Below are 19,958 nucleotides of genomic sequence, written 5' to 3' on the forward strand. Positions count from 1 at the left end.
TAACACAATGGCAATTACAAGAAGAAGTTTTCTGAAAGGTGTCGCTACTACAAGTGCGGCATCGGTTATCGGTCCAAGCTTATTGGCGTCGGCATCAGCGTCTGCAGCAGAAACAGACGGCGCGTGGAAAGTCTCTGGTTCTCACTGGGGTGCATTCCGAGCTCGCGTTTATGCGGGTAAAGTACAAGAGATTAAACCTCTAGAAATCGATCAACACCCAACTGAGATGTTGAAAGGTATTAAAGGTATTATCTACAGCCCATCACGTGTGCGTTACCCAATGGTTCGCCTAGATTGGTTGAAGAAGCATAAATACAGCGCAGACACGCGTGGTAACAACCGTTTTATTCGTGTGACTTGGGATGAGGCACTAGACCTTGTTTACCGCGAACTAGAGCGCGTACAGAAAGATTACGGTCCATGGGCGCTTCACACAGGTCAAACTGGTTGGAGACAAACGGGTCAGTTCCACAGCTGTACTAACCATATGCAACGTGCAATGGCACTTCACGGTTACTCTGTGAAGAAAATCGGTGACTACTCAACAGGTGCTGGTCAAACGATCATGCCTTACGTGCTAGGTTCTACTGAAGTTTACGCACAAGGTACATCTTGGGAACTTATCCTAGAAAACAGTGACAACATTGTTCTTTGGGGTAACGATCCAGTTAAAAACCTGCAAGTAGGTTGGACATGTGAGACTCACGAGTCATTCGCATACTTAGAACAGCTGAAAGAAAAAGTTGCTAAGAAAGAGATCAACGTTGTTTCTGTTGACCCTGTTAAAAACAAAACAGGCCGTTACCTAGAAAACGAGCAAATGTACATCAACCCACAAACTGATGTGGCGTTCATGCTTGGTGTTGCTCACGTTCTTTACAACGAAGATCTATACGACAAGAAGTTCATCGAAACTTACTGTCTAGGTTTTGAAGACTTTATCAAGTACGTTCAAGGTGAAACGAAAGATAAAGTTGAGAAGACACCTGAGTGGGCTTCGGCTATCTGTGGTGCAAGCGCGGACTCTATCCGTGAATTCGCTAAGATGCTGGTTAACGGTCGTACGCAGATTCTTGTCGGTTGGAGTATCCAACGTCAACAACACGGTGAGCAGCCTTACTGGATGTGTGCCGTTATCGCAGCAATGGTTGGCCAAATCGGTCTACCTGGCGGTGGTATCTCTTACGGTCACCATTACTCTGGTATCGGTGTTTCTTCAACTGGCTTCGCTGCTCCGGGTTCATTCCCGTTGAACATCGACCAAGGTCAATCGCCTAAGCACACTAACACTGATTACAACGGTTACAGCCGTGTAATCCCTGTTGCTCGTTGGGTAGATAGCTTGCTAGAGCCAGGTAAGAAGATCAAAGCGAACGGTTCAACGGTTACACTACCGGATATCAAGATGATGGTATTCAGTGGTAATAACCCGTGGCACCACCACCAAGATCGCAACAAGATGCGTAAAGCATTCAAGAGCCTACAAACTGTAGTGGCTGTTGATTTCGCTTGGACTGCAACTTGTCGTCACTCTGATATCGTGCTTCCTGCATGTACTCAGTGGGAACGTAACGATATTGATGGTTACGGCGCGTACTCTGGTCGTGGTTTGATCGCGATGCACAAACTAGTCGATCCTCTGTTCCAGTCTAAAACTGACTTCGAGATTATGTCTAGCCTAACTAAGCGTTGGGGTCGTTACGACGATTACACGCGTGGTATGGACGAAATGCAGTGGGTTAAATCTCTGTATGACGAATGTCGTGCATCAAACGAAGGCAGCTTCGAAATGCCTGAGTTTGCTGAGTTCTGGGAGAAAGGTTTCCTAGACTTCGGTAAAGGTAAGCCATGGACTCGCCACGCATCATTCCGTGAAGATCCAGAGATCAACGCACTAGGTACGCCTTCTGGTTTCATCGAAATCACAAGCCGTACTGTTGGCAACATGGGTTACGAGCACTGTCAAGAACACCCTATGTGGTTTGAGAAATCTGAACGTTCACACGGTGGTCCAGGCTCTGACAAACATCCGTACTGGCTACAATCTTGTCACCCAGACAAGCGTCTTCACTCTCAGATGTGTGAATCTGAAGAGTGGCGTGCGACTTACGCGGTACAAGGCCGTGAGCCAATCTACATCAACCCAATCGATGCTAAGAAGAAAGGCATCAAAGATGGCGACGTAGTACGTGTGTTCAATGACCGTGGTCAACTACTAGCAGGTGCTGTTCTAATGGATAGCTACGCACCTGGTGTTGTTCGTATCGAAGAAGGCGCTTGGTATGGCCCGATCAACGAGAAAGTGGGGGCGCTAGATACATACGGCGATCCAAACACACTAACTCAAGACATCGGTACGTCTGAACTTGCTCAAGCAACGTCAGCAAACACATGTTTGGTTAACTTCGAGAAGTTCCAAGGCAAACTGCCTCCAGTAACTTCATTCGGTGGTCCAATCGAAGTTTCTTAAGTCTTGTACTTAAGAACCAAGATTAAAGCTTGAATTAAAGCCCCTGTAAGCACTCTTACAGGGGCTTTTTGTTTTTCTAGCCTGTGTGCGGGATTTGTAATTAAGCATTGTCATAGCGCCAAGAGGGGGCGTTTTTGAGACCGGCTATAACGACGTGCCGTTTGGATAGGCTGTAGAACTATGAACTATGAACAATGAACAATGAACAATGAACAATGAACAATGAAGCAGGAAGGGAGTGTAAAAAGAATCTGTTGTAAGGACTTAGGCAGACGGAAACAAAAAGGCCGATACAAAGTATCGACCTAATAGAGACCTATGGAATTGAATCAGCTTGAGTTAAATCTCGAACATAAACCAATAACCGTATGCACAGATTAATGCGGGTATGCCTGAATATAATGTGGCCACAAGAGCCGCTTTCGGTGCCATTGCGATAGCAGGGAATAAAGCATCACCATCATTTGAAATTGCGTTACCGACCTGAGCTGAAAGTGGCAGTGCACCTGAAAGGTAAAGGCTAGTGACCAACAATTGTGGACCACACCCCGGCAGTAAGCCCATCAACACACCCGCCAGGGGGAGCATCATCCCCCAGCTTGAGAATAGCGTCGCAAAATCGACATTTGCAAGCACAGAGCCAAACTCGAAGAAAAGAAAAGCCACCACCACCCATGCAGTGACAAAGTTTGTATCTTGAGCTGTTTTTTGTAGTGGGTGAGAACCTATACATTTTTCATCTTCACTTACGGCCGATTTGTAATCCTCAATTTCACGAGTAAGCCCCCACAAAAACATCGAGCTGATCAGTAAAATCGTTCCCGTCCATTCCATAGACATCTCAGGCAGTGTCAGCAACTGGTTTACATCGATTTGAAAAGAGCCAAGCAGGGCAACAGCGGCTCCCGGAATAATAAGCACAGACCATAGGTAACCCTGAAGGTTTATCGCTTTTTTAGAGACAGGGCTTTGATCTTGAGGTTGTGAGGTACAGCTGTTTTCCGCTTCATTTCTCTCTGCCTGTTTCGGGCGTAAAAAGTCGTCTGCGTGAAACAAGTTTATGATTCGTCCTGAGGCGGTACCCACGATTACACCCATCGCCATCATGGCTAAACCTGTTTTGGGTTCGCTAGCAATTAACAGGAAGGCCGCGTCACCCATGGTTGAGACGAGTACAGCCACAACCGCACCAAATCCGAGTTTGCCTGAAATAAATTGTGTGGTGACCACAATCGCTCCCCCACAGCCTGGCAATGCGCCCATTAGCGCGGCGAATACAACTTGGTTTGAACGAGATTGATGGACGAGCTTATTGAAGACGTTATCTTTATTGATGTATAGACTTAACCAGTGGTAAATCGCTAGGGTTAGCGCAACGTAACATGACACTGCCCAGAAGGCGTCAGACAAGGTAGTGACCGTCAATTCTCGCGTAGCAGGAGCTGCAACTAACGCCGCAAGTGAAATAGGTAAAAGCAGGCGCTTAAAAGACAGTGAAAACTGAGTTGTTTTCGCAGCGCTGCTGCTTGGCAAAAAAGAGATTAGTCGATCCATAAGTGTCACTCAAAATTTGTGTATTAAGATAATCATATACGAATGATAATAATTATCAATTGCATTCGCTGTTTTTTTATCTTTTGTTACCATTGGCCAAACCCACGAAACATGACCAATCTAAAAAAATGAGGTAAAGTATGCCTAATAAAGAGAGACTCTAAAGGTAGAGTCATAATTGTTAGTGTAATAGGAAGAAACATGATTTTAGTTGTTGGTCACAAAAACCCTGATAGTGACAGTATTTGTAGTGCGTTAGTTGCAACTGAGCTTCTTAAAGCTCGTGGCGAGGAAGCGACACCAATTCGCCAAGGCGAGATCAACCGCGAAACTCAACACATTCTAGAAGTCGCTGGTGCTGAAAAGCCAGAACTTCGTACTTCTGTTGCTGGTGAGAAAATCTGGCTAGTAGACTACTCAGATCTTGCACAAGCACCAGACGATGTAGCTGATGCTGAGATCGTAGGTATTGTCGATCACCACCGTCTAGGTGACGTGATGACAGTTAACCCTATGGAAGCTTGGATCTGGCCTGTTGGCTGTACAAATACAGTACTTTTCAACATGTTTAAGATTGAAGGTCACGCTATCTCTCAACAAATCGCTAAACTGATGATGTCTGCAATTCTTTCAGACACAGTTGGTTTTGCTTCTCCAACATGTACTCAAAAAGACAAAGACGCGGTTGCTGAGCTTGCTGAAATCGCTGGCGTAACAGACGTTGATGCATTTATCAAAGCGCTTCTAATTGCTAAGACAAACATCGAAGGCCTATCTGCTGCACAGTTAGTAGAAAAAGACCTTAAAGGCTACCCATTCAACGGTCGTGATGTTGTCGTTGGTCAAGTTGAGCTTGCGACTCTTGAGCAAGTAGACGGCATGATCGAAGCGCTAGAAGCTGATCTTGAAGCGCGTTGTGAGAAAGATGGTCTAGCATTCGCTGCAGTAATGCTGACAGATATCACTACAGCTCAAACTCGTCTTCTATACAAAGGTGAGTGGGCTGATAAGCTGGTTAAATTCGAGAAAGACGGTGTATTGATGATGGAAAATACATTGAGCCGTAAGAAGCAAGGTTGGCCTTGGCTTCAAGGCGAGCTTGTTTAACCAAGTCGCTTAATTATAAACGCCTGCTAATTTAGCAGGCGTTTTTCTTTGAAGTAGGCTTTCTTCTTCATCGATAGTGTTTGAAGTTAAAAACACTCGGCATAAAATAGCTTTAAGAACATAGTTACTGACTAAAGTAGGAAATTGAGATGACTACACAGCTAGACGATAAAAAAATCGCTGAAATCAATAAGTATACGGGTGAGCAACGCCTGAAGTACTGTGTGAAAGAAATCGTAGCGAACCGTGAAGTATGGATCTTAACCGATGAACACGGTTGTGTAATGCTGAACACAGAAGATGAAGACTGTGTTCCTGTATGGCCAAATCAAGAGTTTGCGGAGTCTTGGGCGACGGGTGATTGGTCTGAGTGTAAAGCTGAGTCTATTTCACTAAACAAATGGCATAGCCGTTGGACTAACGGTCTAGAAGACGACGAGCTTGCAGTTGTTGTGTTCCCGAACGAACAGGAAGAAGGTGTTATCTTGTTCTCGGATGAGTTCGACTTCGAGCTGAAGAAGCAGGCTGCTAAGCGCTAATTCTCTCGTCAAATTGTAAGCCAGCGTTGTCTTACCTCGGGCAACGCTGTTGTTCTATTCTTCCCTTCTAAGCTGCTTTCCAACGTATTTTCGTCAGTACCCAATTAATTGATACAAGGGTGCTTGTTGAGCGGCTTCTGAAGCTTGCTGAAGTACACCTGTTTTGCTGTATCTTTTCAGTATTTTTCGCACAACTGGTTTTGCCTGTTCTTTTGTCATTCCCACTTTCAATTGAGGTTCATACAGTAGCTTTAGCAGCACTACATCTAAGGGGGATAACAAGTCTTCTGGCGTGTGATCATTGAAAATAGAAGGGTAGGCTTTATCTGAATCATTCGGCAGGCCTAGAACCTGTGTGATCTCTTCAACAATACATGCGACCAGCTTTCCTCTTGCTCTCGCTTGATCTACTGGGATCACAATTCCTGCATATACAATCTCCCCTTTGGAATTAGTTCGATAACCTGCAGTACAGATAGCGCTGTTTAGATGCTGTGTCGATTTCAGTTTGAGTACAGTTTTGGCTTCAGCTATCCACTGACTCTGCCTCGTGTATATCCATTTTACATTCGCTTCAGACTTATTTTTAACGATTGTTATGGGGTGCTGGGTCACTTCGGACAAGTGTTGGAGATGAAGTTCCGTGAGCTCCTGATGCAGGTCTTTATCACCCACTCGATGATCGATCCATATCTTAATAGGTTGTTTCCATTTAGCGAGGAGCTTGTCGCCTTGTGAATATTCGTGTTGAAGTGCGACGTGATAAAAGGCAGTTTCGACGAAGGTTCTATCTAGCCATGTGAGTGTTGTGCTTGCTGCATTAAAGGACAGCAGCGCCAACAAGAGGGAAAGCATTGAAGCTCTTGGTAACATATCTTTCCCCTTTGCGGAATATAGCGCTATCACCGATTAATGGCTTGGTGCTTTATAGAAGTGGCTCTCAACTAACCTTTGTGTGATTTGGTGAGTTGGGTTAGTCAGTACTTCATGTGTTTCGCCACTTTCAACCACATTGCCTTCGTGCATGACGATGATCTTATCTGTGATGTGTTTAACAATGCCGATGTGTTGGGAAACATAAACGAACGATACGCCCATCTCTTCTTGAAGTTCTAGGAACAGATTGATGATTTGCGAACGCATCGCCATATCCAAACCATTCAACGCTTCATCAGCCACAATGATGGAAGGCTGAAGTATCAATGCGCGAGCCAAACAAACCCTCTGCTTCTGGCCTGCAGCAAGCATCTGAGGATAGAAGTAAGCATGTTCTGGTAGAAGCCCAACACGTAATAATGTGTCCTTTACGCGGCGCATGCGGGCTTCTGGTGGCATGTTGGTATTTCGCTTCAACGGTCCTTCAAGGATTCGACCAATCTGGATGCGTGGATTTAGCGAGGTGTTCGGATCTTGGAAGATCATTCGAATCAGTTTACAGCGAGTTGAGTAGTCTTTGTGTTCTAGCTTTTCACCGTTCACTCGGATCTCACCTGCTGTTGGTTCCACCATACCCGCTAGCATTCTAGCTAATGTCGATTTCCCCGACCCATTCTGACCGATAAAACCAATAGTCTGTCCCGCTTCAAGGGAAAAGCTAACTGGCTTCACTGCCTGATGAATCTTTTTACGGAAAAGACCAGAGCGAGTCGTAAAGTCTTTAGATAAATCACTGACCTCTAATAATGCACTCATGATTTCTTTTTCTTCTCCATATTCAGAGGGAAATGACAGTTAAATTTGTGGGTCTTTATACGTTTAGTATGCGGGATCTCGACACACTGTCTTTGCGCGTATGGACAACGTGGTCCAAGTCGACAACCAATCGGAAGGTGCTGCAGCGGCGGAATTGACCCTGGTAAAGATTGCAGTTTTTCTTTATGGGGAATCCAGTCGTTAAAATCGGGCATCGCTTTTAGCAGTGCAACGGTGTAAGGATGCTTTGGTACATCCAACAGTTTTGTCGTATCTGCAGACTCAACGGACTGACCGCAGTACATCACGGTTATTCGTGTCGCCCATTGAGTGATGGTCGTTAAATCGTGCCCAATGAGGAGAATTGTCGTGTTATGAAGTTGATTCATTCGGCTCAATAAGCGCAATATTTGAGACTGCGTAATCGGGTCTAAATCGTTGGTTGGCTCATCGGCAATTAGCACTTTTGGCTTGGCAGCGATCGCCATGGCGATCATGACTTTTTGACACTCACCATCGGTCAACTCATAAGAATAACTGTCCATTAGGTGAGAGTGATTTTTGATCCCCACTTTATGCAGTAATGCTATTGCTTGCTTTTTTCGCCACTTAAACCGTTGCCACCATCGACCTTCAAATGAACGCGAAGGAATCGCCTCTATTAGCTGGCGTCCTACTTTTTCGGAAGGGTCAAGACACGTCGATGGTTCTTGGAAGATCATCGCGATATCGCGAGCGATCACACGGCGTCGTTCTTTGGGCGTCAGTTGTAGCAGGTCGATATTGCCAAGGCGCATTCGGTCGGCAGACACTTTCCAGTTTTCTTTGCAAACACCAACGATCGCTTTTGCAACCAAGCTCTTACCAGAACCTGATTCACCTACTAAGCCACGAATTTCTCCCTCATTGAGGGTAATACTCATTCGATCTACTGCTTTAACCATCCCTTGAGGGGTCTCAATCTCGATAGTTAGATGTCGAATATCAAGTAACGGCATTATTCGATTCCTGCATTTAGCGCTTGGCGAACACCTTCACCGACAAGGTTAATCACGATCACTGTAAACATAATGGCTAAGCCGGGTAGAGTTACTGTCCATGGCGCAAGGTAAATCAGCTCTACAGAGTCACCCAAAATTGAGCCCCATTCGGTACTGGGTGCTTGAGCGCCAAGCCCTAAGAAACCCAAGGCCGTGATATCAAGAATGGCGACTGACAATGCCAGTGTAATTTCAAGTGCCACTACAGTAAGAATATTAGGAAGGATTGAATTCCATAACAGGTAGAAGTCATTCGCACCATCAAGGCGAGAAGCCAAAATATAGTCTTTTTCTACTTCTGCATGCACGGCAATGTATACCGAACGAATAAAGCGTGGAATCAATGCCAAACATAAGGCTAGCAAGATATTAAACTCGCCAAAGCCAAGAAATGCCACGAAGATAATCGCGAGTAGCAGCGACGGAATAGACATTACTGTGTCAAGCAGGTGGTTTAGCGTACTTGATAACAACCCGCGAGTCATACCTGCAAGTACGCCAATCAGACAACCGATGACTGCTGCGATAAAGGTAATCACCACTGCGGCACCAAATGTCAGCTGAGAGCCAATAATCAGACGGGATAGAATATCTCGGCCTAAATCATCAGTACCTAGAAAATACTCAACTGTTCCAGCAGGATCCCAAGAAGGAGGTGTTAGTAGGTGTCCCGTCTGCTCTTGAGCATCATGCGGTGCTAGCCATGGTGAAGTGATGGTGATCAAAATGATCAAGACCAAACACCATAGTCCAAACATTGCGAGATTATTGCCACGGAAGCTGCGCCAGAAACGCTCGAATTGGGTTGGAATCTGTTCTTCTTGGTAGACGTTATTTGTTAGCATACCATTCCTTCCTTACCAGAGGATTGACCATCGCGCCCAGTAGATCGGACAGTATATTCGCGGTCAAAACCAAGGTTGCTACCACAATTACACCAGCTTGAATTGAAACGTAATCTTGATTGGATAATGCATCCAGCAACCAGCGGCCAATACCCGGCCAGTTAAAGATAGACTCGGTGATGATAGCGAGCGTTAACATACTGGAGAGTTGAACGCCGACCTTAGGAATAATCGGTGGTATTGCATTTCTTAATACGTGTTGAGTGACGATCTCTCTTGTTGAAAGACCTTTGATTCGTGCGGCACGGATGTAGTTTTGAGCCATCACTTCAGCCACTGACGCTCTCATTAGTCGGATAACCTGGGTTGTTGGAGCGAGCGCCAAAACAAGACAAGGTAACGCCATATGGTCTATTACGCTCTGTAGGGCGTGTGCTCGATAGTTACCTTCGGCAAAGAAGGCATCAATCATTGCAAAGCCAGTCACGTGTTCAATTTCGTAAAGTAGATCGTATCGCCCCCCAACAGGGAACATCTCGAAGTGCAGTGAGAACACCATGATCATTAGCAATGCGACCCAAAAAATAGGTGCTGAGTAGCCTGCCATTGAAGTAAACGATATGGTGGTATCAACAAATTTTCCTTGTCTCATACCGGCAATTGTGCCGAAAGGGATGCCGATAAACAGTGCGAGTAAAAAAGCAAAGAAGCACAATTCTAACGTCGCAGGGAATACCACGACAAGCTCTTCGATGATAGGAACACCGTGTTTGCTCAGGCCGAAATTCAGCGTCGATAATTCGGTGACGTAGCTAAGCCAGCCGGGCCAAAAATCTTGAATTGCCCAAGGTGAGGTTTGGTCTAATCGAAGTAGAGCAAAGCCCACTAAAGTCAGAATTCCAAGTGTAATAATGAATAAGTTTACACGTCTTAATGTATACCAAAACATCAGTTCACCTCCCTTCTGACTTGATCAAAAGGTTGAGCATTAAAAGGACTGCGTTTAAAACCTGCTAGCGAACGATCGTGCACACGGAATTGCACGCCGTGAGCGAGAGGTATCACAGGAACTTCTTCATTAAGAATGTTTTGGGCTTGTCGATACAAGTTCACGCGATGCCTTTGTTGATTAATCTCTAATGCCAAGTCGAGAAGGAAATCAAAGTCTGAGTTGCACCACATAGAGACGTTTAATCCCGCGCGTTCCGAACTACATGATAGAAGTGGACGCAAGAAGTTGTCTGGGTCGCCCGTACTGCCAATCCAACCTGTGAGCAACAAATCTGTTGAGGAAATTGAAGACAGCTGTGTTCGGTCAAATCGGTCGTCGGTATAGAGTTTGAGTTCAATACCAATATCAGCCAAGTTTGCTTGGATCAGTTCTGCCGTTTTTCTTGGACTTGGATTGTATGCGCGTGGCTCTAAAGGCACCCACATTGACAACTCTAGCCCAGGTTCTACGCCAGCTTCTTTAAGAAGCGCAACAGCATAGTTGCGGTCATAGCGAACTTGAACACTGTCTTTTTGGTAAGCCCAAGAAGTTGGAGGCAACAGCGTGTAGGCTTTCGTGCCCGTACCGTAATAAACCGAGTCGAGAATGTTTTGGCGGTTGATGGCCAAATTCAACGCCTTTCTTACACGAGAGTCACGCAGTGCAGGGTGCTCAGTGTTGAGCGCGATGAAAGAGACATTCACCGCAGGCGTGGCGGAAATCTTTAACTCTTTATGAGCTTGAATAATTGGGATTTGGCTAGAGATCGGAGAATTCAACACGTCACACTCATTGCGAAGCAGCTTGGCCAGTGTTCCGGTACCACGTTGGGAAGTATCAAATACGACTTGGTCCATTTGTACTTCACCCTTCCAGTAATGCTTGTTCTTTTTCAAGCGTACAAGATCATTAATTTGATATTCATCCAAGTAGAAAGGGCCTGTGCCTACGGGCTTGGAGTCTATTTCATTTTTTTCATCTGTGGTAATCAGCTTGTTGGCATACTCTTTGGAGTGGATAACCGCATAACTGGTGGCGATATTGTTAAGAAATGAATTATCTGGGCGACTTAACTGGAACTTCACCGTTAGGTCATCCACCGCTGTGATTTCAACAATCAGGTTTTGAAAGTCGATGCCAGCGAACCATGGATATAAACCGCCACCCACATAATGGAATGGGTTTGAACTATCAATAATTCGTTCAAAACTAAAGACTACATCCTGTGCATTCATGGTGCGGGTTGGGGTAAACCAATCTGTGGTTTGAAACGCAACATTAGGGCGCAGCTTGAAAGTGTACTCTGTACCTGATTTATCGACAGACCAGCTTGTTGCCAAGTTCTGTTTTGGTCGGTAAGTCATAGGATCAAGAGTGAGCAGGGTATCGAAAATTTGAGGGCTCAGCGATTCTGAGGTAATGCCACTATCAACCAATTGTGGATTGAAGGTACTAGGATTACCTTGGCCGCAATAAATGAAGCCTTTTTCACGGATTTGCTCGTGAGTGACACTTTCACCACATCCAGCTAAAAAGCCAAGCGTGCAGATGCTAAGTGATAGTCTTATTAGTGCTTTCATAAAAAGAAATACTTTTCGAAACGAGGCGTTAGAGGAGCCTCAAGATCCCGACAATTTAACATTTTATTTATTCGGCTCCAAATAATAATCAAGTGTGGACAGCTATTTATCGTTAGCTTGCCCTACAATCGCGTACTTCCTCACCATTCCTCGTAATTGGTTATAGGTTAACCCAAGTAATTCTGCTGCTTGCTTCTGGTTATACTTGCTCTGTTTTAGTGCTTGATTGAGTAATTTAATGTCTTGCTGTTCTTGCCATGCTTTATAATCAAGCGGCAAAGAAAATGAGTGCTCTAATGGAGTATGGCTGTTGGACAGATCATTGCCAGTTTCGTGCGTGGAATCTTGATCTATTTGCCATGTTGGTTTAAAGGGGTTAAACACCAAAGATTCAATAGGATATGGATCTTTACCGTGCTGGTAGATAGCTCGTTCAACGACGTTTTTGAGTTCTCTCACATTTCCCGGCCAACAATAATCCAATAGTGCCTCAACAGCAGATGGAGCAAAACCGACAAACAGCTCCAATTCTAACTCTCGACACATCTTAATGGCGTAGTATTCTGCTAGCAGCGTGATGTCTTCTTTTCGTTCGCGAAGAGGTGGGATAGTAATGACATCAAACGCCAGTCTATCTAATAAATCGGGTCTGAATTCGCCTTTTAACGCCATGTCTGGTAAGTCAGCATTGGTCGCACACACCAGTCTTACATTGGCACTTAGCGCCTTTTGTCCGCCAACACGCTCATATTGCCCGTATTCAATAACACGCAATAGCTTCTCTTGAACGGCAAGGGGGGTGGTCGCTAGTTCATCTAAGAACAGAGTTCCACCTTCAGCCCTTTCAAAACGACCTTGATGACGACCTTTTGAACCGGTAAAAGAACCTGATTCATGACCAAATAACTCTGAATCAATCAACCCTTCGCTAAGGGTTGAGCAGTTCAGTGAGATCAATGGCTGGTCCCAGCGCCTTGAAAGGTAATGCAGCCTTTGAGCGATTAACTCTTTACCTGTACCACGCTCCCCGATGATCAGAATCGGTCTTTCGATTGGTGCGAGTTGAGACACTTTATCCAAAACAGAGAGAAAACTAGGGGATTCACCAATGAGATTCTGCTGCATAATGGGTCCTTGTATGGTCTGATTTCCAATGGGCATGATATAGAGAGCTTTATTTACATCACTTGATGTAAATAGCATTAGTCACAAAGCTGTGGTGGTGAAAAATACCAATACTTGGCTAAATTCATCATAGCATGGTTCGGGTTAATCACCATTTTATTGTAAGTGTTTGATAAACAATGGCTTAAAAGTTGGCACGCTACTTGGATTACTTATGGTAGGTTTAACAACAAACGTAGATTTTTGAGCAAGTGGATTGAGAAATCGAAAAACGATTTAAAACCTATTTGCCATTATTGCAATTAAGGAGTTTCTTATGGGTATTTTTTCTCGCTTTGCAGACATTGTAAATTCAAACATCAGTGCACTATTAGATAAGGCTGAAGATCCTGAAAAGATGATTCGCCTCATTATTCAAGAAATGGAAGACACGCTGGTTGAGGTTCGTACTAACTCAGCAAAAGCTATTGCAGACAAGAAAGAGCTAGCACGTAAAGTTGAAGCTATCGAAACTCAGATTCTAGATTGGCAGAATAAAGCGACACTAGCCCTGACTAAACAACGTGAAGATCTGGCTAGAGCGGCACTAATCGAAAAGCAAAAACTTGAAGATATCATCAAGGGCCTTCATACCGAGCAAACTTTGGTTCATGAAACCATCGAAAAACTAACCAGTGAGATCGGTAAGCTTGAAACCAAAATCGCCGAGACTCGTGCAAAACAGCAAGCACTAATGATTCGCAATAATGCAGCAAGCAATCGTCGCGATGTTCAAAAACATCTGCATTCAAGCAAAACCAACGAAGCAATGGCGAAGTTTGAGCAATTCTCACGTAAAGTGGATGAATTAGAAGCTGAAGCTGACGTTTACGCAAAAACCGGTAACGCAAAATCTTTAGACCAAGAGTTTGCAGAGCTACAAGCTCAAGACGAGATTGAAAAAGAGCTGGCGAAACTGAAGCAACAAGTTGAAAACCGCGATAAATAATTTTAGGAGTTGTCTATGTCAACATTTCTAATTGCAGGTCCACTGATTGTCTTTTTGATCTTCGTGGCACCGCTATGGTTATTTTTACACTACCGCAGCAAGAAGAAATCCAGCAATGGTCTTTCAGAAACGGATCTTCAGCGTCTGCATAAGCTTTCTGAGCAAGCTGAGTCGATGCAAGACCGAGTGAAAACGTTAGAAAAAATACTGGATGCGGAGTCACCTAACTGGAGACGAAACTATGAGTAGAGAACTGTATCGCGATCCGATTAACGGTAAATTGTCTGGCGTGTGTGCCGGATTAGCGAACTATTTTGGTATTGAAGTTTGGTTGGTTCGTATCTTAGTGATCTCAGCCGCACTGCTAGGTGGTAGCTTTTTGGTGTTATTAGCGTATTTAGCTTTGACATTTATGCTTGAAAAACAACCACCTCAATATGTCGATCAGATGAAAGCCAAACAAGAGCACACACTCAAGCAAAAACCCTGGGAAAAAGGGCAAACAGCAGAGTCTTTGTTGGGCACTTTAGAGGGTGATTTCCAGACGTTAGAGACCAGTGTACGCAATATGGAAGCTTATGTGACTTCGGACACTTTTAAAGTCGACCGTGCATTTAAGAACATGTAGTGGTTAAGCCTTAAAAAGATTAGATAACGGTTTAGGAAAATTTATCCCAAGCCGTTATTTTTTTTAATAATTTTGTCTAAATAAATCTTACGATAACTGGTAAGTTACATGTGATTAATCTATGTTAATAAAATATTTATAGATATGGATGATCGCAATGTACAAAGCCTCCCTAGTCCTATTGGTGACCTTATCCGGGTTATCTGGGTGTGGTAAGGAGCTCCCTCCGGTTCCAGAACCCGAATCACGACCAGCCAAACTCTTCACCGTCTCGGTCGGTAACAATGCCTTCGAACGAAATTTTCCTGCGACTACTGAAGCGGGCGATAAAGCCGTATTGGCATTTCGAGTCCCCGGTTTACTAAAAACGATCGATGTCACTGCGGGGCAACAGGTCTCCAAAGGTGATGCATTGGCAACGCTTAATCCTGATGAGTATCAGTTGCTAGAAAAGCAGGCAAGAGCTAACTTCAAACTTGCCGATGTGCAATACCAACGTTCCATTAAGCTACGTAAGGATAGAGTGGTTTCTGAGCAAGATTTTGACCAAGCGAAAGCAAATCATAACTCTGCGAGAGCGGTTTTAAATCAAGCAAAAGCTAATCTTCGCTACACCACACTTGTTGCGCCTTATGAGGGTACTATTTCTATTATTCCTGCTGAAAACCACGAATACATCGCGGCTAAGCAAGGTGTAATGAATATCCAAACGAATCAGATCCTCAAAGTTGTCTTCTTATTGCCTGATCAATTAATTGCACGCTTTTCTGCAGGGTTTGAGACAGACGCAACTATGGTATTCGATGCCTTCCCTGAACATTCTTATGTCCTCACCTTTCAAGAAGTCGATACCGAAGCCGATCCTAAAACCGGTTCATACAAGGTCACTATGGTAATGGAGAGACCGACTGATATAGGCATCCTGCCGGGTATGTCTGGCACGGTTAACCTTGTTTCTTCACAAGCAGCGGCGACAAAAATTCCAACCTCAGCAATGATGACCAATGGAGATGATGTCTCAGTATGGCGCGTTAACAACGATGGTATCGTCGAAGAAGTCGCGATAGTCATTGATGAAAAACGGCATATTATTTCGGGTCTTAACGACGGAGATCGCGTTGTGACCTCGGGCGTTAATGGATTAGAAACTGGTGTCAAAGTTCGTGAGTGGATCAAGGAAAGGGGGCTCTAACATGAAGACAGTATCAAAAGCCATCGGCCTATCATGTTTGGCGTTGTTGACAGCCTGTAAAGACAAAGGTGTCACTGAAGTCGAAAAGCTTCCTCTTGTTAAAGCCATTGAAATCTCCGTCTTAGACTTTAACGATAAACTCTATTTTCCAGCAGTGGCTAATGCTGCTGAGAAAGCGCACCTAAGTTTCCGTGTCGCTGGTGAGATTTTTAAACTTGATGTCAAAGAAGGTGAACAAGTTAAAAAGGGTGATGTTCTTGCCGAGTTAGATCCAACAGATTATCAGTTGGACGTTGATAACGCTCAAGCTAGATACACAGTGATTAACAGCCAATACAGACGTTCAAGTCCGTTGGTCAAAAAGGGGTTATTGGCTAAGTCTCAATTCGATGAGATTGCCGCTCAGCGTCAAATCGCTTATGCCGAGTTAGAATTGGCAAAACTGCGTTTGTCATTTACCAAGCTTCGCGCACCGGTTGATGGAATTATCTCTCGTGTCAGTGTTGACCAATACGAAAATATTCAGGTTGGCCAACAGATTGTGAATATTCACAGTGTTGAGGATGTTGAAGTTGTTATCCAATTGCCTGACCAAATCTATGTAAATCAACCAAATGAAGCGACTATCTCGAATATTGAGGCAGTAGTTAGAGTTCCAAGTGGGAATGAATACAGTGCGGGGATAAAAGAGTTTACGACTGAACCCGATCCAAACACAGGTACATTTACCGTCACGCTTGCTTTACCTATGCCAGAAGATGATTTGATTCTTGACGGTATGGCCGTTGAGGTCACGTCAAATGGGCGTGATATCGGGTTGAAATTAAAAGCCGGCGTACTTATTCCTATTGAGGCTGTGTTCAATGCCGATGGGGATGAGTTAACTCGTCAAAACTCTTACGTGTGGATTCTTAATGACGACAATACAGTATCTAAACAGCAAGTCGTATTAGGCAAAGCGAATCAGAAAACATTGCAGATAATCAAAGGATTAGAAATGGGGCAGCATGTCGTTGTTGCAGGCGTATCGCGATTGCGAGATGGGATGACAGTGGAAGTATTGTCTCAGGAGACGAACAATGAGTGAAGTCAATAACAAGCCCCAAAGTGACGATCAACAGGGTGATGACCAAATCACTGGAGTGGCGGCTTATTTTATACGAAATAAGGTCATTAGCTGGATGCTATCACTGATCTTTCTTATTGGTGGTGTGTCTGCATTCTTTGGTTTGGGCCGTTTAGAAGATCCTGCCTTTACCATCAAAGATGCCATGGTAGTGACCTCTTATCCGGGAGCGACGCCTCAGCAAGTGGAAGAGGAAGTGACTTACCCATTAGAGAAAGCGATTCAACAGCTTACCTATGTTGATGAAGTTAACTCTATCTCTAGTCGTGGCCTGTCTCAGGTTACGGTAACGATGAAGAATAATTACGGCCCTGATGATCTTCCACAAATTTGGGATGAACTTCGACGTAAAGTGAATGATTTGAAAGGTCAACTGCCACCCGGGGTAAATGACCCTCAAGTCATAGACGATTTTGGTGATGTTTACGGCATTTTGCTTGCCGTAACGGGGGACGGTTACAGTTACAAAGAGTTACTTGATTACATTGATTACCTAAGGCGAGAGCTAGAACTTGTTGATGGGGTCAGTAAAGTCTCGGTATCCGGCCAACAGCAAGAGCAAGTGTTCATTGAGATATCGATGAAACGGATCAGCTCTCTGGGTTTGTCTCCAAATACTGTATTTAACCTTTTATCCACTCAAAATATTGTTTCAAGTGCAGGTGCTGTAAGGATTGGTGACGAGTACATTCGAATCCATCCAACAGGAGAGTTCCAGAATGTTGAACAGCTCGGTGATTTGATTCTTACGGAAGGTGGCGCTCAAGGGCTTATCTATCTAAAAGATGTGGCGAATGTAACTCGTGGTTATGTTGAAGTGCCTACTAACATCATTGGCTATAACGGGAAGCTCGCACTTAACCTTGGTGTTTCTTTTGCACAAGGCGTGAACGTGGTCGCAGTGGGTGAAGCCTTTGATCGAAGGCTCGCCGAGCTGAAATACCAACAGCCCGTAGGTATTGACATATCTGAGGTTTATAACCAACCCAAAGAAGTCGATAAGTCAGTTAGTGGATTTGTAGTGAGTTTAGGACAAGCGGTTGCGATCGTAATCGTAGTGTTGCTGTTCTTCATGGGATTACGATCGGGTTTGTTGATTGGTTTGATACTGCTATTGACCGTTTTCGGTACCTTTATTTTCATGCAGTACTTCAAAATCGATCTTCAACGTATTTCATTGGGCGCGTTGGTTATCGCGCTGGGGATGCTGGTGGATAATGCCATTGTGGTGGTGGAAGGGATATTGATCGGCACGCAGAAGGGGCGAACCCGAATGCAGGCCGCCACAGATATTGTGACCCAAACCAAATGGCCACTGCTTGGTGCAACGGTTATTGCGGTCACCGCTTTTGCCCCAATCGGTTTGTCTGAAGACTCAACGGGCGAATATTGTGGCACCTTGTTCACGGTTCTACTTATCTCCTTGATGCTGAGTTGGTTTACGGCCATCTCACTCACGCCATTCTTTGCCGATATGTTCTTCAAAGGCCAGAAAGTCGATCCAGATAGTGAAGGTAAAGACCCATACAACGGGATGGTTTTTGTTATCTATAAAAACTTCCTTGAGTTCTGTATGAAGCGTGCGTGGCTCACGATGTTCGTTCTGATTATTGGTTTGGGTGCGAGTGTTTACGGCTTTGGTTTTGTAAAACAAGCCTTCTTCCCATCTTCGACTACGCCAATGTTCCAAGTGGATGTTTGGATGCCGGAAGGTACCGATATTCGTGCGACCAACACTAAGCTTAAAGTGCTTGAAGGTTGGTTAGCAGAGCAGGACGAAGTTGAGCACATCACGACAACGGCAGGTAAAGGCCTACAACGTTTCATGCTGACTTATGCGCCAGAGAAAAGTTATAGCGCATACGGTGAGATAACGGTTCGTGTGAAGAGTTATGAAGTACTTGAAGGTTTGATGTTGCGCTTTCGTGAGCATGTAAACGGCCAGTTCCCTGAAATTAATTACAAACTTAAGCAGATCGAATTAGGTCCTGGTGGCGGTGCTAAAATTGAAGCGCGAATTGTGGGTTCTGATCCAACGGTTTTACGTTCAATCGCAGCTCAAGTTATGGACATCATGCGTGCTGACAATGGGTCGTTTAACGTTCGTCACGATTGGCGTGAAAGAACTAAGGTACTCGAGCCTCAGTTCAACGAAAGCCAAGCGCGTCGTTATGGTATTACCAAATCTGACGTTGATGATTTCCTAGCGATGTCTTTCTCTGGTAAGTCGATTGGTGTGTATCGTGATGGTACTACGCTGATGCCTATTGTGGCTCGTTTACCTGAAGATGAGCGAATTGATATTCGCAACATCGAAGGTATGAAGATTTGGAGCCCGGCATTAAGTGAATACATCCCACTACAACAAGTAACACTAGGCTACGAATTGGAATGGGAAGATCCACTGATCATCCGTAAGAACCGTAAGCGTATGCTGACGGTAATGGCGGATCCTGACCTACTGGGTGAAGAGACAGCATCAACTTTACAGAAACGCTTACAGCCACAAATAGAAGCGATTGAGATGCCACCGGGTTATTCATTGGAATGGGGTGGTGAATACGAGTCGTCAGCTGACGCTCAAGCGTCACTGTTCACAACTATGCCGTTAGGCTACTTGTTCATGTTCTTAATCACGGTGTTCTTGTTTAATTCGGTGAAAGAGCCTCTGATTGTTTGGTTAACGGTACCACTCGCCTTGATAGGGGTAACGACAGGCTTGCTAGCCTTGAATACACCGTTCGGTTTTATGGCGCTTCTGGGCTTCTTGAGTTTGTCTGGAATGCTTCTGAAGAACGGTATCGTACTGCTTGATCAAATTGAGATTGAGATGAAGTCAGGTAAAGACCCATATATAGCGGTTGTTGATGCGGCATTGAGTCGTGTACGTCCTGTATGTATGGCGGCTATCACAACGATTCTCGGTATGATTCCATTGTTACCGGATATCTTCTTCAAGCCAATGGCGGTAACCATCATGTTTGGTTTGGGCTTCGCCACCGTACTGACGCTAATCGTGGTACCTGTGCTGTATCGTCTATTCCATAAAATTGAAGTCTCGTAAGATGAGTGAGTCTTTGA

At 44.6% G+C, this 19,958-nt stretch carries 17 protein-coding genes; 9 read left to right on the forward strand and 8 right to left on the reverse strand.

Translation table 11 applies throughout. The annotated features are described in order from the left end of the window. The first annotated feature begins 7 nt into the window (after positions 1 to 7). Complete coding sequence (gene torA / locus MED222_RS01400; protein WP_009848787.1) at positions 8 to 2,470, forward strand: trimethylamine-N-oxide reductase TorA; 2,463 nt, start codon at positions 8 to 10, stop codon at positions 2,468 to 2,470. Between the two features lie 339 nt (positions 2,471 to 2,809). Here the strand turns inward: torA and MED222_RS01395 are convergent, their stop codons facing one another. Beyond that, positions 2,810 to 4,024: a putative manganese transporter gene (locus MED222_RS01395; protein ID WP_009848786.1), complete on the reverse strand. Its 1,215-nt coding sequence runs from the start codon at positions 4,022 to 4,024 to the stop codon at positions 2,810 to 2,812. A 201-nt stretch (positions 4,025 to 4,225) separates the two neighbouring features. Between MED222_RS01395 and MED222_RS01390 the strand changes: the two genes are divergently transcribed. Next, complete coding sequence (locus MED222_RS01390; protein WP_009848785.1) at positions 4,226 to 5,131, forward strand: manganese-dependent inorganic pyrophosphatase; 906 nt, start codon at positions 4,226 to 4,228, stop codon at positions 5,129 to 5,131. A 149-nt stretch (positions 5,132 to 5,280) separates the two neighbouring features. After that, positions 5,281 to 5,670 carry a DUF2750 domain-containing protein gene (locus MED222_RS01385; protein ID WP_009848784.1) on the forward strand — a complete coding sequence of 130 codons (390 nt, stop codon included), beginning with the start codon at positions 5,281 to 5,283 and terminating at the stop codon, positions 5,668 to 5,670. 93 nt (positions 5,671 to 5,763) lie between these two features. Here the strand turns inward: MED222_RS01385 and MED222_RS01380 are convergent, their stop codons facing one another. From MED222_RS01380 to pspF, 7 genes are all read right to left on the reverse strand, one after another. Next, positions 5,764 to 6,543: a DUF2927 domain-containing protein gene (locus MED222_RS01380; protein WP_009848783.1), complete on the reverse strand. Its 780-nt coding sequence runs from the start codon at positions 6,541 to 6,543 to the stop codon at positions 5,764 to 5,766. A gap of 36 nt (positions 6,544 to 6,579) precedes the next feature. Beyond that, entirely contained in the window at positions 6,580 to 7,362 is a 783-nt protein-coding gene (locus tag MED222_RS01375) for a peptide ABC transporter ATP-binding protein (RefSeq protein ID WP_009848782.1), read from the reverse strand. Further along, complete coding sequence (locus MED222_RS01370; protein WP_009848781.1) at positions 7,359 to 8,360, reverse strand: peptide ABC transporter ATP-binding protein; 1,002 nt, start codon at positions 8,358 to 8,360, stop codon at positions 7,359 to 7,361. Before MED222_RS01370 ends, MED222_RS01375 begins: the two co-directional genes overlap by 4 nt. Further along, a complete protein-coding gene (sapC, locus tag MED222_RS01365; protein WP_009848780.1) occupies positions 8,360 to 9,247 on the reverse strand; it encodes a putrescine export ABC transporter permease SapC in 888 nt (295 codons plus the stop codon). The genes MED222_RS01370 and sapC overlap by 1 nt, the downstream gene beginning before the upstream one ends. Further along, entirely contained in the window at positions 9,234 to 10,196 is a 963-nt protein-coding gene (locus tag MED222_RS01360) for an ABC transporter permease (protein ID WP_009848779.1), read from the reverse strand. The genes sapC and MED222_RS01360 overlap by 14 nt, the downstream gene beginning before the upstream one ends. Beyond that, positions 10,196 to 11,818: an ABC transporter substrate-binding protein SapA gene (gene sapA / locus MED222_RS01355; RefSeq protein ID WP_009848778.1), complete on the reverse strand. Its 1,623-nt coding sequence runs from the start codon at positions 11,816 to 11,818 to the stop codon at positions 10,196 to 10,198. The genes MED222_RS01360 and sapA overlap by 1 nt, the downstream gene beginning before the upstream one ends. Before the next feature lie 102 nt (positions 11,819 to 11,920). Next, positions 11,921 to 12,943, reverse strand: coding sequence for a phage shock protein operon transcriptional activator (pspF, locus tag MED222_RS01350; protein WP_009848777.1), 1,023 nt, complete (start codon positions 12,941 to 12,943; stop codon positions 11,921 to 11,923). A gap of 316 nt (positions 12,944 to 13,259) precedes the next feature. On the opposite strand from pspF, the gene pspA reads away from it, so the two are divergent. From pspA to MED222_RS01320, 6 genes are all read left to right on the forward strand, one after another. Then, the gene (gene pspA, locus MED222_RS01345; RefSeq protein ID WP_009848776.1) at positions 13,260 to 13,931 is read left to right on the forward strand and encodes a phage shock protein PspA; all 672 of its coding nucleotides are present in this window, start codon (positions 13,260 to 13,262) and stop codon (positions 13,929 to 13,931) included. 15 nt (positions 13,932 to 13,946) lie between these two features. After that, the gene (pspB, locus tag MED222_RS01340) at positions 13,947 to 14,180 is read left to right on the forward strand and encodes an envelope stress response membrane protein PspB (RefSeq protein WP_009848775.1); all 234 of its coding nucleotides are present in this window, start codon (positions 13,947 to 13,949) and stop codon (positions 14,178 to 14,180) included. Continuing rightward, positions 14,173 to 14,559, forward strand: coding sequence for an envelope stress response membrane protein PspC (gene pspC, locus MED222_RS01335; RefSeq protein WP_009848774.1), 387 nt, complete (start codon positions 14,173 to 14,175; stop codon positions 14,557 to 14,559). Before pspB ends, pspC begins: the two co-directional genes overlap by 8 nt. Positions 14,560 to 14,716: 157 nt before the next feature. Next, positions 14,717 to 15,751, forward strand: a complete 1,035-nt coding sequence (locus MED222_RS01330) for an efflux RND transporter periplasmic adaptor subunit (protein ID WP_009848773.1) — start codon at positions 14,717 to 14,719, stop codon at positions 15,749 to 15,751. Position 15,752: 1 nt separating this feature from the next. Further along, the gene (locus MED222_RS01325; RefSeq protein ID WP_009848772.1) at positions 15,753 to 16,838 is read left to right on the forward strand and encodes an efflux RND transporter periplasmic adaptor subunit; all 1,086 of its coding nucleotides are present in this window, start codon (positions 15,753 to 15,755) and stop codon (positions 16,836 to 16,838) included. Further along, complete coding sequence (locus tag MED222_RS01320) at positions 16,831 to 19,941, forward strand: efflux RND transporter permease subunit (RefSeq protein WP_009848771.1); 3,111 nt, start codon at positions 16,831 to 16,833, stop codon at positions 19,939 to 19,941. Before MED222_RS01325 ends, MED222_RS01320 begins: the two co-directional genes overlap by 8 nt. Positions 19,942 to 19,958 lie beyond the last annotated feature (17 nt).

This window comes from Vibrio sp. MED222 (assembly GCF_000153005.1).
Taxonomy (GTDB): Bacteria; Pseudomonadota; Gammaproteobacteria; order Enterobacterales; family Vibrionaceae; genus Vibrio; species Vibrio tasmaniensis_A.

Excerpts from the sequence above, each read along its gene's own strand:
- MED222_RS01380 (WP_009848783.1), bottom strand. The coding sequence starts at position 6,543 with ATGTTACCAAGAGCTTCAATGCTTTCCCTCTTGTTGGCGCTGCTGTCC.
- pspC (WP_009848774.1), top strand. The coding sequence starts at position 14,173 with ATGAGTAGAGAACTGTATCGCGATCCGATTAACGGTAAATTGTCTGGC.
- MED222_RS01395 (WP_009848786.1), bottom strand. The coding sequence starts at position 4,024 with ATGGATCGACTAATCTCTTTTTTGCCAAGCAGCAGCGCTGCGAAAACA.
- MED222_RS01360 (WP_009848779.1), bottom strand. The coding sequence starts at position 10,196 with ATGTTTTGGTATACATTAAGACGTGTAAACTTATTCATTATTACACTT.
- pspF (WP_009848777.1), bottom strand. The coding sequence starts at position 12,943 with ATGCAGCAGAATCTCATTGGTGAATCCCCTAGTTTTCTCTCTGTTTTG.
- MED222_RS01390 (WP_009848785.1), top strand. The coding sequence starts at position 4,226 with ATGATTTTAGTTGTTGGTCACAAAAACCCTGATAGTGACAGTATTTGT.
- MED222_RS01325 (WP_009848772.1), top strand. The coding sequence starts at position 15,753 with ATGAAGACAGTATCAAAAGCCATCGGCCTATCATGTTTGGCGTTGTTG.
- pspB (WP_009848775.1), top strand. The coding sequence starts at position 13,947 with ATGTCAACATTTCTAATTGCAGGTCCACTGATTGTCTTTTTGATCTTC.
- MED222_RS01370 (WP_009848781.1), bottom strand. The coding sequence starts at position 8,360 with ATGCCGTTACTTGATATTCGACATCTAACTATCGAGATTGAGACCCCT.
- MED222_RS01320 (WP_009848771.1), top strand. The coding sequence starts at position 16,831 with ATGAGTGAAGTCAATAACAAGCCCCAAAGTGACGATCAACAGGGTGAT.
- MED222_RS01330 (WP_009848773.1), top strand. The coding sequence starts at position 14,717 with ATGTACAAAGCCTCCCTAGTCCTATTGGTGACCTTATCCGGGTTATCT.
- torA (WP_009848787.1), top strand. The coding sequence starts at position 8 with ATGGCAATTACAAGAAGAAGTTTTCTGAAAGGTGTCGCTACTACAAGT.
- MED222_RS01385 (WP_009848784.1), top strand. The coding sequence starts at position 5,281 with ATGACTACACAGCTAGACGATAAAAAAATCGCTGAAATCAATAAGTAT.
- MED222_RS01375 (WP_009848782.1), bottom strand. The coding sequence starts at position 7,362 with ATGAGTGCATTATTAGAGGTCAGTGATTTATCTAAAGACTTTACGACT.
- sapC (WP_009848780.1), bottom strand. The coding sequence starts at position 9,247 with ATGCTAACAAATAACGTCTACCAAGAAGAACAGATTCCAACCCAATTC.
- pspA (WP_009848776.1), top strand. The coding sequence starts at position 13,260 with ATGGGTATTTTTTCTCGCTTTGCAGACATTGTAAATTCAAACATCAGT.
- sapA (WP_009848778.1), bottom strand. The coding sequence starts at position 11,818 with ATGAAAGCACTAATAAGACTATCACTTAGCATCTGCACGCTTGGCTTT.